Source organism: Paenibacillus sp. NRS-1782, assembly GCF_050467685.1.
Taxonomy (GTDB): domain Bacteria; phylum Bacillota; class Bacilli; order Paenibacillales; family Paenibacillaceae; genus Paenibacillus; species Paenibacillus terrae_A.
The window spans coordinates 83,285-96,725 of the sequence record NZ_JBITPH010000051.1; the positions used below are offsets into that span (position 1 = coordinate 83,285).

Annotated in this window: 12 protein-coding genes; 1 reads left to right on the top strand and 11 read right to left on the bottom strand. The window is 49.8% G+C overall.

What is annotated here, in order from left to right:
• Positions 1 to 610 precede the first annotated feature (610 nt).
• Positions 611 to 1,567: an IS30 family transposase gene (locus ACIFQM_RS19970; protein ID WP_430042794.1), complete on the top strand. Its 957-nt coding sequence runs from the start codon at positions 611 to 613 to the stop codon at positions 1,565 to 1,567.
• A gap of 304 nt (positions 1,568 to 1,871) precedes the next feature.
• Here ACIFQM_RS19970 and ACIFQM_RS19975 read toward each other — a convergent pair whose 3' ends face one another.
• From ACIFQM_RS19975 to aroC, 11 genes are all read right to left on the bottom strand, one after another.
• On the bottom strand, positions 1,872 to 2,960 hold the full coding sequence (locus ACIFQM_RS19975) for a prephenate dehydrogenase (protein WP_430042793.1): 1,089 nt from the start codon (positions 2,958 to 2,960) through the stop codon (positions 1,872 to 1,874).
• 26 nt (positions 2,961 to 2,986) lie between these two features.
• Entirely contained in the window at positions 2,987 to 4,090 is a 1,104-nt protein-coding gene (hisC, locus tag ACIFQM_RS19980) for a histidinol-phosphate transaminase (RefSeq protein ID WP_430042792.1), read from the bottom strand.
• A 59-nt stretch (positions 4,091 to 4,149) separates the two neighbouring features.
• Positions 4,150 to 4,956 (bottom strand): tryptophan synthase subunit alpha, encoded by an 807-nt coding sequence (gene trpA, locus ACIFQM_RS19985; RefSeq protein WP_430042789.1) that lies wholly within the window; start codon positions 4,954 to 4,956, stop codon positions 4,150 to 4,152.
• Entirely contained in the window at positions 4,953 to 6,149 is a 1,197-nt protein-coding gene (trpB, locus tag ACIFQM_RS19990; protein ID WP_014282083.1) for a tryptophan synthase subunit beta, read from the bottom strand. Before trpB ends, trpA begins: the two co-directional genes overlap by 4 nt.
• Positions 6,146 to 6,832, bottom strand: a complete 687-nt coding sequence (locus tag ACIFQM_RS19995; RefSeq protein ID WP_430042787.1) for a phosphoribosylanthranilate isomerase — start codon at positions 6,830 to 6,832, stop codon at positions 6,146 to 6,148. The genes trpB and ACIFQM_RS19995 overlap by 4 nt, the downstream gene beginning before the upstream one ends.
• On the bottom strand, positions 6,829 to 7,623 hold the full coding sequence (gene trpC, locus ACIFQM_RS20000; protein ID WP_430042784.1) for an indole-3-glycerol phosphate synthase TrpC: 795 nt from the start codon (positions 7,621 to 7,623) through the stop codon (positions 6,829 to 6,831). Before trpC ends, ACIFQM_RS19995 begins: the two co-directional genes overlap by 4 nt.
• On the bottom strand, positions 7,613 to 8,659 hold the full coding sequence (gene trpD, locus ACIFQM_RS20005; protein WP_430042782.1) for an anthranilate phosphoribosyltransferase: 1,047 nt from the start codon (positions 8,657 to 8,659) through the stop codon (positions 7,613 to 7,615). The genes trpC and trpD overlap by 11 nt, the downstream gene beginning before the upstream one ends.
• A 35-nt stretch (positions 8,660 to 8,694) precedes the next feature.
• Positions 8,695 to 10,245: an anthranilate synthase component I gene (trpE, locus tag ACIFQM_RS20010; protein ID WP_430042781.1), complete on the bottom strand. Its 1,551-nt coding sequence runs from the start codon at positions 10,243 to 10,245 to the stop codon at positions 8,695 to 8,697.
• Between the two features lie 374 nt (positions 10,246 to 10,619).
• Positions 10,620 to 10,994: a chorismate mutase gene (aroH, locus tag ACIFQM_RS20015; protein ID WP_430042779.1), complete on the bottom strand. Its 375-nt coding sequence runs from the start codon at positions 10,992 to 10,994 to the stop codon at positions 10,620 to 10,622.
• A gap of 2 nt (positions 10,995 to 10,996) precedes the next feature.
• Positions 10,997 to 12,091: a 3-dehydroquinate synthase gene (gene aroB, locus ACIFQM_RS20020; RefSeq protein WP_430042919.1), complete on the bottom strand. Its 1,095-nt coding sequence runs from the start codon at positions 12,089 to 12,091 to the stop codon at positions 10,997 to 10,999.
• A 1-nt stretch (position 12,092) separates the two neighbouring features.
• Positions 12,093 to 13,262, bottom strand: a complete 1,170-nt coding sequence (gene aroC, locus ACIFQM_RS20025) for a chorismate synthase (RefSeq protein ID WP_430042777.1) — start codon at positions 13,260 to 13,262, stop codon at positions 12,093 to 12,095.
• Positions 13,263 to 13,441: the final 179 nt, after the last annotated feature.

Genomic DNA, 13,441 nt, shown 5'->3' on the forward strand with positions numbered 1-13,441 from the left:
GTTCTCCCATCCGATTCTGTCTATATATACCGAACAGGCCAAAAAAAGTTGCGCACTCTGCGCAAATGGATGAAACAGCATCATGGAACATTTGTTTTTTTTACCCTATGTAGTGCCAACAATAACGGTGCTATCCCCAACATCCACAATGGACTTTCCCATTGTACCACAAAATAGTCCTCAGTAAAAAAGTCCAAAATCCCCATGATTTCCAACACAGGCTACGTAACGCTAGCGACTGTTTCTGATATAAGGCATTTCCGATTGATTTTAAGTTTTTTGAAGATAAAGTGACATAATCTTGAATCTGTCCCTTTTGAATATGCTGGAAGAATAATTACCCGCAAGAAAACGCTTTAAAAAACATTGACAAAATGAAAACGTATACATATAATAAAAGTACAGTATGGTTTCTCTCCACTCCTATCCTACTCAGCTACTCCATAAGAGCAGCTACCACCCGGGGCTTTACCCGGGTGGTCTTTTTTTTGTTTTGACGGATTGTAATATGAAGTGCGACACCTACTGGAAATAAATAAAAAAGGGCCCATGGCCGGATTCGTGTAGAATGAAAGTTCCTACACCCACATTCACACAAGGAGAATCCACCATGAGCTACTCACATCTTAGCATAATCGAACGAAGCAAGCTAGAAATCCTGCATCAGCAGGGGAAAAGTTCAAGAACCATCGCTGAGGAACTGGGGCGACATCATGCGACCATTTGCCGGGAAATCCGTCGGAATGCTGAGCTAGCGTCCTACGATGCACAGCGCTCCCAACATGGTTACGAGCAGCGCCGTAGAGCCTCCGTACCCCAAGGAAAATGGACAGAGGAACAGGCGGTAAAGCTCGAAGAGAAGTTGCATGCGACGTGGTCACCTGAGCAGATCGTGGAGCGTTTTAGAGCAGAAGGCCAGCCCACCGTGGGCTGCAAAACCATCTATCGCTGGCTCTATACAGGCCGCCTGGCCCAAGCGGACGTGAAGGTGCTACGGTACAAAGGTAAACGGCAACAGCCTGCTGAAAAACGAGGGAAGTTTGCCGTGGGTAAGTCGATTTCCGAACGCCCCAAGGAGGTGCGTTCCCGGGACACCTTTGGACACTGGGAGCTAGATACAGTGGTGTCTGGTCGTGGGAAAAGCAAAGGTTGTGTGGCAACCTTCATTGAACGGAAAACCCGTCTGTACACCGCGATTCAAATGCCTGATCGCACGGCATTGTCGTTGGAGATTGCCTGTGGCGTTGCGGCTTCTCAGTACCCTGCCGGGGCGTTTCAAACCGCAACTGCAGATCGAGGCAAAGAATTCGCCTACTATGCAAACCTGGAAACCACACATGACGTGCAGATCTACTTTGCTGACCCATACTCTTCCTGGCAAAGAGGGGCGAATGAGAATGCGAACGGCTTGCTTCGAGAGTTCTTTCCCAAAGGTACGGACTTTGCCCAAGTATCCGATGTAGCATTGAAGCGTTCGCTTGATTTAATCAACCATCGCCCCCGAAAATGTCTGGGGTGGAAAACCGCTCACGAATCTTTCACACAGGAACTGTCGCACTTGGCTTGACAATCCGTCTTTTTTTAAAAGCCTTAGTCGGCTTTAATTTCTTAGATTATTATCTCCATTTTTCGTCTAACAACAAAACTCATTTATCAAACGCTATCTATACCCACTAAACTGGCTCATAGACCTTCGAATAACGTAGCAAACGGGCGAAAAGAATCTCCGCCCGCCTGTTTTAAATCTTTTCCTACTACTTTACTCCCAGAAAATGTGGTGATTTTAAGGCGGCCAGTAGCGGAGCGGTCCATTTGAATCTGGAGAAGCGAAGCGGTGCTATCCGCCTTAACCAACAATCACACTTTCCTTTCTATACCACCACTTTATAGCTCATTGAATCCAGCAACGCCTTGGCGCGCTCCCAGTCCCGTTCTTGGCGGAAGGAAAGCCGCATAATACCAGGAACATCCTCCCGGCTTTCAATGATTTGCATATTGCTCAGGTTAATGCTGTTATCTCCCAGCTCTGTTGCAATTCGACCGATAATTCCCGGGGTATCCGGTACATCAATATACAGATCAAACGTTGAGACGATGACACCTTTGCGGCGTTCCGGCAGCTCACTGCGGAAATGCCCCGCCGTCAAAAACTCGTCAGCGATTCCCTCTCCGTCTTGTATTCTCAGTAAATGGGTAAAACGCTCAATCTGCCCGTTCCACTCTTCCAGCAGACCTAGCAAAACATCACGATTGCTCAGCAAAATGTCCCGCCACACAATCGGATCACTGGAAGCAATTCGCGTAATATCGCGAAAGCCGCCAGCAGCCAGCGTACGGTACAACGGATTTTCGTCATTGTGCTTGCGCACCTGATTCACCAGCGCCGCTGCAATAATATGCGGAAGATGGCTGATCGCCCCGACAATGTCATCGTGCATATCAGGCTGGACACGCACAATCTGAGCTCCTGTATATTTCAACAGACGCTCCAGCGAACTGTATGCTTCCTCAGGCACACCTTCTGCGGGGGAAAGTACATAGTAGGCATTCTCAAACAGTAACGCAGAAGCAGCCTTCACACCGGAACGCTCCGAGCCGGCCATCGGATGGCCACCAATAAAATAAGCATGTCGCAAAGAGATTTCCGACGCTTTTTTGGCAATCGACGATTTTGTACTGCCTACATCGGTAATAATACAACCCTCTTTAAGCGGCAACCTGCTTAACAGCTCCAGATAATGCTCCAGTAAGCCGACAGGTACGCATAAAAAAATAAAATTGGCATCCTCTGCCGCCTCTTCAACCGAAAGAGTCACAGTGTCCACGACACCACGGCTCAACATCGGCTCCATGAGTTCGGGGAGATGAGCATGACCGACAACGGTAATGCCCGGCTTCCCTTTAAAACAAAGCGCAAGGGACCCACCGATCAATCCCACGCCGAAAATGGCAATCTTCATCAATTATCAAATCCCATCTGCGGAAATTATAGACGCGCTTTCGCCGCTTCCGCCCCCAGGACCTGTTCCAGCGCACGGATAAACCACTCATTTTGCGGCTGTGATCCAACCGACACCCTAATGTATGTCGGATATTTGTGATGACCAGCGCGAATAATCACGCCTTTACGAAGCAGCTCCTGAAATACCTCACCCGACGGGCGACGTACATCCAGCATAATAAAATTACCATGTGCCGGAAAATATTCCAGTCCAAGACGCTTTAATTCATTTTGCAAATAGGCTCTGCCCTCTGCGTTGCGGTCACGGCATTCCTGCACAAAATCCTGATCTTCCAACGCCGCAACCGCCGCAGCCTGTGCTACCCGCGAAGTATTGAACGGCTCACGAACCTGATTAATCAGGCGAATCGTTGCCACAGCTCCCATACCGTATCCGATGCGAAGCGATGCCAGACCGTAGATTTTAGAGAAAGTGCGCAATACAACCAGATTTTCATAGGCTGGCAATAAACGAATACCGTCTGGATACGTGCTATCCGTCACAAACTCGAAATACGCCTCATCCAGCACAACCATAACATGCTTCGGCACCCGATCCAAAAATGCGATCAATTCTGCTTCAGGTACAATCGTGCCTGTCGGGTTGTTCGGATTACAGATCCAGATCATTTTCGTACGGTCGTTAATCTGAGACAACATGGCTTCCAGATCATGCACCCCGTCACGCAAAGGCACCTCAACAGCAACCGCTCCCTCAATCTCTACATTGCTCTTGTATACGGAGAAGGTCTGATCGGCCATGATACTTTCTTCCCCGGGAAGAAGAAAAGCACGCGTAATCAACGCAATAATCTCGTCAGAGCCACAGCCATAAATAAACTGATCCTCTTGCAAGCCCGTATGTTTAGCCAGCGCCTGTGTTAAAGCTACCGCGCTGCCGTCAGGATATACACTAATATTCGCAAATTCCTCCTGAATGGCCTGCAATACTTTAGGAGAGCTGCCATACGGATTTTCATTCGAGGCGAGCTTGATTACTTCATCAAGTCCCAGTTCGCGCTTCACATCTTCAATCGGTTTACCGGGCTGATATACCGGCAAATGTACAATATGCGGTTTAGGTTGCATACCCCTACCTCCTCTAATCCATTCAAAACTATATTCGCTGCTTTCTATATTGACGCAAGCTACTGCTTTAATTGTGCCACAAAATTACGAATTTGCAAAAGTCCCTCTTCTCTGCGCGCAGAATCGTCCAACAGCGGGATCGCTTCCTCCACCTGACGCACAATGGCACTTCCGACGACGACTCCATCACAGATGTCTGAAAAACGGGCTACCTGCTCCCTAGTAGAGATACCGAACCCAACCGCCACCGGAATATCCGTATGCCGCTTGACCTGCGCGATGAAGCCCTCTATACCCTCAAAAAATGAAGCTCTTTCCCCGGTCACACCAAGGGAGGATACACAGTATACAAACCCGCGCGCTTGACGAACAATTCGTTCAATCCGCTGTTCAGAAGTTGGAGCAACCAACGGAATCAGATGCACACCAACCTCTGCTGCCCGTCCTCCCAGCTCTTCTGCTTCCTCAAGCGGAAGATCGGGAATAATCAGGCCGCTGATGCCATGCTTCTGCAAGCCTGCAAAGAAAGCATCCATGCCCATCTGCAACACAGGATTATAATATGTGAACAAAATAAAAGGCAGGCTTGATCCCGCCGCCCGAGCCAGAGAAGCCGTCTCCATACACGTGCGGATCGAGATCTGCCGTTTCAACGCACGCTCAGACGCACGCTGAATGACAGGTCCGTCAGCCAGCGGGTCCGAATATGGAACGCCCAGCTCTAATATATCGGCTCCAGCCAATTCCAGTTGCCGAATGATTTCTACCGTCGTGTCCACATCCGGATCGCCTACCGTCAGGAACGGAATTAATGCCGTTTTCCCTCCATTTTTGAGGCGTCTAAACACCTGATCAATTAAATTCATGACGGATTTCCTCCCAAATGCTTAATAATGGAGTCCACATCTTTGTCACCGCGACCCGACAAACAGATCACAATAATATCATCCGCCGTCAAGGTAGGTGCCAGTTTAACGACCTGTGCAACTGCATGTGCCGACTCCAACGCCGGAAGAATACCTTCCGTACGGCATAACAATTGGAGAGCATCCAGGGCTTCCTGATCGGAAATCGGAACATACTTGGCCCGCTCAATATCCTTCAAATACGAATGCTCCGGCCCAACCCCCGGATAGTCCAATCCCGCCGAGATGGAATGCGCAGGCTGTACCTGTCCGTATTCATCCTGAAGCAGATAACTCATAGAGCCTTGGAATACACCTTGCGTTCCCTTGCTCATCGTTGCTGCATGAAATTCCGTTTCCACGCCTTTTCCAGCCGCCTCGACGCCAAGCAATGCTACCTCGTGATCCTCGATAAAAGGATAGAACATACCGATGGCATTACTTCCGCCACCGATCGCCGCTACCACGACATCTGGAAGTCTGCCTTCTTTTTCGAGAATTTGACGGCGGGTTTCGTCGCCAATGACACGCTGAAAGTTGCGCACCATCATTGGATACGGATGTGGTCCGACCGCCGAGCCCAAAATATAGAACGTATCATGGACATGGCTCACCCAATACCGCAAAGCTTCATTCCCGGCATCCTTGAGTGTACGTGTGCCCGATGTAACCGGAATGACTTCTGCACCCAATAGTTGCATACGGAATACATTTAACTGCTGGCGTACGGTATCCTCTTCCCCCATAAACACCTTGCACTCCAGTCCGAGCAATGCCGCGACGGTCGCCGTCGCAACACCATGCTGGCCTGCGCCTGTTTCGGCAATGACCTTCTGCTTGCCCATACGCTTCGCCAGCAGTCCCTGCGCCAGCGCATTATTAATTTTGTGGGCTCCAGTATGGTTCAAATCTTCACGTTTCAAGTAAATTTTAGCCTTGCCCAAATGCTGACTCAGACGCTCCGCATAATAGAGCGGCGTTTCCCGGCCCGAATAATCCTTTAGCAGTCCGTTCAGCTCTGCATTAAAATCAGGATCATCCGCATACTTCCGGTAGGATTCCTCCAATTCAATCAGTGCGTTCATCAATGTTTCCGGTACAAAACGTCCGCCAAATGTTCCAAAACGTCCGTTATTATCAGGTAATTGTGTCATGCCTGCTTCACCCTTTCTACGAATGCTGTGATTTTTGCAATGTCCTTGACTCCATCCGTCTCTACACCGCTGGACACATCCAGCCCTTCGGGATGGTACTCGGTAACCAGCTTTTCCGCATTATCGGCAGTCAGCCCGCCGGCTACAAACAAAGGAATTTCATATTGTTGGGTCCAAGCCTGATAGGCAGGAATCCGATCCCACGCAAACGTTTTGCCGGAGCCGCCACCATATAGGGGATCATATGTATCCAGCAGTAAAGCGTCAATCGTTCCGGCATAGGCATCCAATTCGTCCGTCAGGCATTCTGTCTGACCCTTCACCGTCTGTCCTTTACTGTCCACAGACCATGCCTTGAATACCTGTACGCCAAAATGCTCCCTGATCTCCCGGCAGCGCTGCGGACTCTCCTGCCCGTGCAGTTGAATGACATCCAATGGTGCTTTTTCCATGACATCATTTAACAGTGCGTCATCAGGGTTCACAAATACGCCCACGCTGCGCGGTTTGCTGCCTGGGGTCCATTCATCCAATAGGCGAAGCAGCTCTCCAGCCTGTGCGCCGTCAATTCGGCGCTTGCTGTCGGCAAACACAAAACCTATATAATCGACCGGTAAGTTTACCATAGATTTTAGCACTTCAACGCTTTGAAGTCCACAAATTTTTATGCCCGTTTTGTTCATGCCTTAACCCCGTCCATCAAATCGGCTACAGCCTGTCCTACATCATCCTTGCGCATCAGATGCTCTCCTACCAGGATGCCGTGTACGCCTACTGAATGTAAATACTTCACATCTTCGGGTCCGGCAATGCCGCTTTCGCTGATAAACGTGACCCCATGAGGAATCAGTGAGATCAGCTCCTCTGTCGTCTGGAGCCGGGTCTCAAATGTCCGCAGATTTCGATTGTTCACACCAACCAAGGTTGCTGTCCCCAGATCCAGCACAGCTTTAAGCTCCTCACTGTCATGCACCTCTACCAATGCGTCCAGGCCCAGTTCTTTGGCAATCTGTAAAAATGACCCCAAAACACGTGGCTCCAGTATAGCCGCAATCAACAGCACCGCATCGGCTCCCAGCAGACGAGCTTCATAAATTTGCCGTTCATCAATGATAAAATCCTTGCGCAGCAGCGGAATCTTTACCTGTTCACGAATTTGGTGCAAGTATTCAGGACTCCCCTGAAAGTACGTCACATCCGTCAGGACAGAAATGCAATCCGCTCCAGCTTCCTCATATGCCCGTGCAATGTCCACCGGATGGAAATCCGGTCGGATCAACCCCTTGGAGGGGGAAGCCTTCTTCACCTCGGCAATCAGTCCGAGCGGACGATTGCGGCGCAGAGCTATAGCATCCTCGAATCCTCTCGTCGCAGGTAAATCGGCAACCAATCGTTCGGCTTTACTGATTTGAAAATGCTCCTTAAGCTGCTCTACTTCCTGTCGCTTCGTCACTACAATTCGATCAAGATACATATTGATATTCCCCCGTTGCCTGAATTAATTGATCCAGCTTGGACAGGGCCAGCCCCGAGTCAATCGCTTCCGCTGCCCGTGCTACTCCATCCGTCAAGGTTGCTGCTGCGCCCGAAACATAGATGCACGCACCAGCATTCGCTAACACGACATCCCGATAAGCTCCGCGCTCCCCGTTCAAAATCCTTTGGATAATGTCCGCGTTAACCTGTGCATCTCCACCCAGCACTTCATCGAGACGGTGCGTCTGCAAACCCAGATCCGACGGGTTAAGCTCAAACGTATGAACCTGACCATCCTTTAGCTCAGATACCTGTGTCGGTGCTGAAATGCTGATTTCATCCAGTCCGTCCAGACTGCTGACGACCATGGCCCGCTTGGAACCGAGTCGATTCAGCACCTCAGCGATCACTTCCGTTTTTCCCGCATCATAAATCCCCAGCAACTGCCGATCCGCACCTGCCGGATTCGTCAAGGGACCAAGCATGTTAAACACCGTCCGTACTCCAAGCTCCCGGCGTGGAGCGGCAGCATGCTTCATAGATGGATGATACAACTGCGCAAATAAAAAGCAGATGCCGATGCGATCCAGACATGACCGCGCCTGATCACTCGTCAAATGGATATTGACCCCGAGGGCCTCCAGCACATCGGCGCTCCCAGCACGTCCGCTTGCAGAGCGATTGCCATGCTTCGCTACCCGTACAGATACAGAAGCCGCAATAATAGCAGATATCGTGGAAATATTAAACTTGTGAATACCCGAACCTCCGGTTCCACATGTGTCCAGCAAATGGGTATCACCTTCTCCAATTTGCACGGGACTTGCGTAGCTGCGCATGGCCTCAGCAAATCCGGTGATTTCCTCCACTGTCTCCCCCTTGATGCGCAAAGCCGTCAGCAACCCGCCAATTTGCGCTTGCGTGGCATTTCCACTCATAATCTGTTCCATCACGCTACGGGCCTCTGTACGTGAAAGATGCTGCCCCTCAATGACCCGGCTTAACCCTACTTGCATCATGTCATGTCGTTCCATCGTCGTCTCCTCCTAAAAATCAGATTTTTTGTGTGCTACGGAGTATACAAATAATCCTGATTGATGACGCTGTTGTAGGGCTGTACCGTCGCCGGGAACATCGCTTCAGCCGTGCGGATCGCTTTCAGCATCGCCTTGGCCTTGTTCACCGTTTCCTGATACTCGCTTTCTGGAACCGAGTCCCACACAATCCCTGCACCCGCCTGAACATAGGCCCGGTTCTTTTTAAACACAATCGTACGAATCGTGATGCAAGCATCCATATTGCCCGAGAAGCCTAAATATCCGATGGCTCCTGCATAAGGCCCACGCGCTTCCCGCTCCAGCTCGGCAATAATCTCCATCGCCCGCAGCTTCGGAGCCCCTGATACTGTACCCGCTGGCAAGCAGGACAGGAAAGCATCGAAGAAATCTTTATCCTCCCGTAGTTCCCCCGATACATTGGATACAATGTGCATCACGTGGGAATAGCGTTCAATTTCCATAAACGTATCGCATTTGACCGTACCGAACTGAGATACACGTCCCAGATCATTTCTTCCCAAATCGACCAGCATCAGATGCTCGGCACGTTCTTTTTCATCCTTCAGCAACTCTTCAGCGAGCGCTATATCCTCTGTCTCCGTCACGCCACGCGGCCTCGTTCCGGCAATAGGACGGGTTTCCACCCGACCGTTTTCCACCTTGACGAGTGCCTCCGGCGAAGTGCCCACGATGATCTCGTCATCCATTTTCAAATAATACATATAAGGAGACGGGTTCATCGTGCGCAGCACGCGGTATACCTGTAAAGGAGAGGCTTCTGTGTCAATGTGAAAGCGCTGGGATAGCACAACCTGAAAAATATCGCCTGAGCGAATATATTCCTTCGCCTGCTCCACGTTTGAAATAAACTGCTCCTTCGTTACATTCGATTGAATCTCTCCCAACTCCACATCGTCAGGAATAGAGGCTGCTCCCATCGTCTCTGGAGGTGTTTGCTTACGCAGGTACTGCGCTGTTGCCTCCAGCTTGCGCTCCACCTCGGCATAAGCAGCACGGATGTCCTCATCGCGGAAGCCTTCTCCTACATGAACATTGCCCACCAGCAAAATTTGCTGCTTCACATGATCAAAAACGATAACTTGATCGCAGAACATAAAACGAATGTCATCCATATTCAAATCATCTACTGAATGCTCTGGCAGTTTTTCGTAGTATTGCAGCAGATCATATCCAAAAAATCCGATAGCCCCGCCTGTAAATGGAGGCATCTCTTTCAGCTTCGGGCTGCGGTACTTGCGAAGCAAGGCCTTGAGCTCTTCAAGCGGCTTGTCGTTTAATATTTGTCGCTTACCATGCTGCTCCAGAATCAAACGGTCTTTTTTGCCGGAAACCATCAGGAACGGGTCCGTCCCGATGAATGAATATCGCGCCCACTGCTTGCCTCCTTCTACACTCTCCAGCAGAAAGGCCCGGTCCCGCTCAGCGTACCGACGGAAAATCCGGATCGGCGTCTCCATATCGGCCAGCACTTTTTTGTACACAGGAATCAGGTTAAATTCATTCGCCATCGTTATCACTTGCTCCACATGCGGCGTTAACATGAGATCACTTCCTTTCCAAATTGGCGCAGAACCCAAAGGAGAGAATATAAAAAAAGCCTCTACCCGGAAGGTAGAGGCTGTCAGTTATTGAAATTATAAGAATGCTGCCATATGCAAAATACTACAGCAAATATACAAAGTAATAAACTCATCCCTTTGCATAACCTGGGTTACTTCAAATAAGCCTCTCCATCCAGGAAGGTTCTCCGTGGACAAAAGCTTACCCGCTACCGCTGGTCTCTGTAATCTTCATATGGAATTGGCTCAACTGCACTCTTCTCATCTCAACTCTGCCTAACTCTACTCAACTCTGCTACACACACTATATCTCATACGATGTTACTTTGGCAACCATCAACTTTAAAAACGGGCGATTACTTCCTTTGGGATGCCAAATCCGGTCTCAGTGCCTGCGCTCCGTTCAAATATACATGTTTGATTTCCCGCTGTGTTTTAACCGTATTCACCTGTACCATCAAACGGATGCATTTCGGCAAGCTGCCCTCTACGGGAATTTCTAACGAACACATAAGCGGAACCATATCCCAGCCGTCAAGCTGGCGGATCGCCTTTGCCGGGAAAGTAGCATTCAGATCATGGGTCACCGTAATCCATACGTTGCTAATATCCTCCGGCTGAATTCCATTGTAGGACACAATTTCATCTAACAGTAGGCATGTCGCTTCTAAAATTTCGTTTTCTTCATTGTTCGCTACGGTCGTCGCCCCACGAATTCCACGATTGTACATCGTTACGCCTCCTCTTTTAGCTGTTCAATTACTTGTCGGATGTAAGAGACGGAAATATCCTTCACTACCTCCACACGCCCGATGCTGCGTGGGACGACAAAAGTAATACTGCCTTCCTTAAACTTTTTGTCATGCATCATCGCATCCAGCAGACGATCTGTTTCGAGATGAGTGGGAAGAGAGGTCGGTAGACGAAGCGAAGCGAGCATATCCCTCGTTTCTGTAACCAAAGAAGGATCTGCCCCCAGCTTCACACCCAGAAGTGCAGAGCCGACCATACCAATAGAAATCGCTTCCCCATGTAAAAACTCGCCATACCCCGCAATCGCCTCTATCGCATGACCAATGGTGTGACCGAGGTTTAGAATAGCGCGTAAATCGTTTTCACGTTCATCGCGCGACACCACTTCGGCTTTCACAGAACAGCCCTTCTCCAGACCATACTCCAGGGCCGCTGCATCCAAAGCCAGCAAGTCAGTTGCATGATCACGGCACCACTGGGCAAATTCAGCATCCCAGATCAGGCCATGCTTGATCATTTCAGCCAGCCCAGCGGATACCTCACGCGGAGGCAATGTAGACAACGTATCCACGTCATACAATACCAATTCCGGCTGATGGAAGGCTCCAATCATATTTTTCGCCAAAGGATGATTGATGCCGACCTTACCGCCCACGCTGCTGTCATGCGCAAGGATTGTAGTTGGAATCTGTACGAACTTGACGCCTCTCATAAAAGAAGCTGCCACAAATCCTGCCAGATCGCCCACTACACCACCACCAAGTGCGATAACAGCTGAATTTCGGTCCAAACCGCCCTCGATAGCTGCTGTAATCACCTGCTCATACACAGCAAGTGATTTGGACTTTTCACCCGGCTTAACGACGTAGGAAACCGTCATGTATCCTGCTGCCTGGAGGTTGCTCTCCAGTGTCGCCAAATAAAATTCTGCTGTGTGTTCGTCAGAAACAATCAACAATGGACTTTTTTGCGCAATTTCTCGTTCCTTCAAAAGCTCTCCGGCCCGATGCAGCAGTCCACGCCCGATATGAATGGGATAGGAACGTTCTCCAAGTTGTACCGTCAGCGTACTCATCTTAGTACCGTCCCAGTTGTTCTTCGTAGGATGCAATGTTCGCACGGATCTCTTCAATCGAATCCCCGCCGAATTTTTCAAGCAAAGCCTTCGCAATCTCCCAGGCTACGACATGCTCCATGACTACGCTTGCCGCTGGTACCGCACACGCATCCGAACGCTCAACCTGAGCGGTGAACGCTTCCTTCGTATCAATATCCACGCTTTGCAGCGGCTTGTACAGCGTCGGGATCGGCTTCATCACGCCGCGAACCACGACAGGCATTCCGTTGGTCATGCCACCCTCGAAACCGCCCAAACGATTGGTACGGCGGTGATATCCACGTTCGTCATCATGCAAAATCTCATCATGCACCTGCGAACCACGCAGTTCTCCAGCTTCAAAGCCAATACCGATTTCCACGCCTTTGAACGCATTAATGGACATGACTCCTTGGGCAATGCGTGCATCCAGCTTCCGATCATACTGAACATGACTGCCCAGACCAATGGGAACACCTTCCACAATACATTCCACTACGCCACCAACCGAATCGCCTTCTTGCTTGATTTGATCAATGTAGGTTTCCATTTTCTTTTCGATTTCCGGATCGGTTACTCTCACTGAAGAAGCTTCTGTCACGGCAATCAGCTCGTCAATCGGCAATTCGCGGTGAGGTGCCTCGATTTCTCCAATGCGGATAACCTGACCAGCGACCTTGATTCCAAACTCTGCCAGCAATTGACGGGCCAAACCGCCGCAGGCAACACGAATTGCCGTCTCACGGGCACTGGAACGTTCCAGCACGTTGCGCAGATCCTTCAGATTGTATTTCAATCCGCCGTTCAAATCTGCATGACCCGGACGCGGACGGTGAACCCGGCGCTTTTCCTCGTCACTACCTTCGATGGGCTCAATATTCATAATGTTCTGCCAATGCTTCCAATCGTTGTTTTCCACAATCAGAGCAATCGGCGCACCTGTGGTATACCCGTGACGAACGCCTCCGGCAATGTTGGCCGTATCCTTTTCAATCTGCATACGCCGACCCCGTCCATACCCCTTCTGACGACGGTGTAGCTGAAAATTCAATTCTTCAAAATCCAATTTTAAATTGCTCGGCATGCCCTCTACAATCGCAGTAAGCTGGGGACCATGCGTTTCCCCCGCGGTTAAGTAACGTAAACTCATGACGCGTTCCCCCTTTAAACTGTTAAACTGTGCATCGCTAAAATCTTTAACTGTGCTTCATTATAGTATACGCACCTTTCTTTGACAAGAAAAGCCACGAGAGTGCAGATAAACAAAAAAACACGCCCTTTGGTCAAAGCCAAAGGACGTGCGCTTCTGATAAGACAACAGCCAACGTA

Excerpts from the sequence above, each read along its gene's own strand:
- ACIFQM_RS19970 (WP_430042794.1), top strand. The coding sequence starts at position 611 with ATGAGCTACTCACATCTTAGCATAATCGAACGAAGCAAGCTAGAAATC.
- ACIFQM_RS19975 (WP_430042793.1), bottom strand. The coding sequence starts at position 2,960 with ATGAAGATTGCCATTTTCGGCGTGGGATTGATCGGTGGGTCCCTTGCG.
- hisC (WP_430042792.1), bottom strand. The coding sequence starts at position 4,090 with ATGCAACCTAAACCGCATATTGTACATTTGCCGGTATATCAGCCCGGT.
- trpA (WP_430042789.1), bottom strand. The coding sequence starts at position 4,956 with ATGAATTTAATTGATCAGGTGTTTAGACGCCTCAAAAATGGAGGGAAA.
- trpB (WP_014282083.1), bottom strand. The coding sequence starts at position 6,149 with ATGACACAATTACCTGATAATAACGGACGTTTTGGAACATTTGGCGGA.
- ACIFQM_RS19995 (WP_430042787.1), bottom strand. The coding sequence starts at position 6,832 with ATGAACAAAACGGGCATAAAAATTTGTGGACTTCAAAGCGTTGAAGTG.
- trpC (WP_430042784.1), bottom strand. The coding sequence starts at position 7,623 with ATGTATCTTGATCGAATTGTAGTGACGAAGCGACAGGAAGTAGAGCAG.
- trpD (WP_430042782.1), bottom strand. The coding sequence starts at position 8,659 with ATGGAACGACATGACATGATGCAAGTAGGGTTAAGCCGGGTCATTGAG.
- trpE (WP_430042781.1), bottom strand. The coding sequence starts at position 10,245 with ATGTTAACGCCGCATGTGGAGCAAGTGATAACGATGGCGAATGAATTT.
- aroH (WP_430042779.1), bottom strand. The coding sequence starts at position 10,994 with ATGTACAATCGTGGAATTCGTGGGGCGACGACCGTAGCGAACAATGAA.
- aroB (WP_430042919.1), bottom strand. The coding sequence starts at position 12,091 with ATGAGTACGCTGACGGTACAACTTGGAGAACGTTCCTATCCCATTCAT.
- aroC (WP_430042777.1), bottom strand. The coding sequence starts at position 13,262 with ATGAGTTTACGTTACTTAACCGCGGGGGAAACGCATGGTCCCCAGCTT.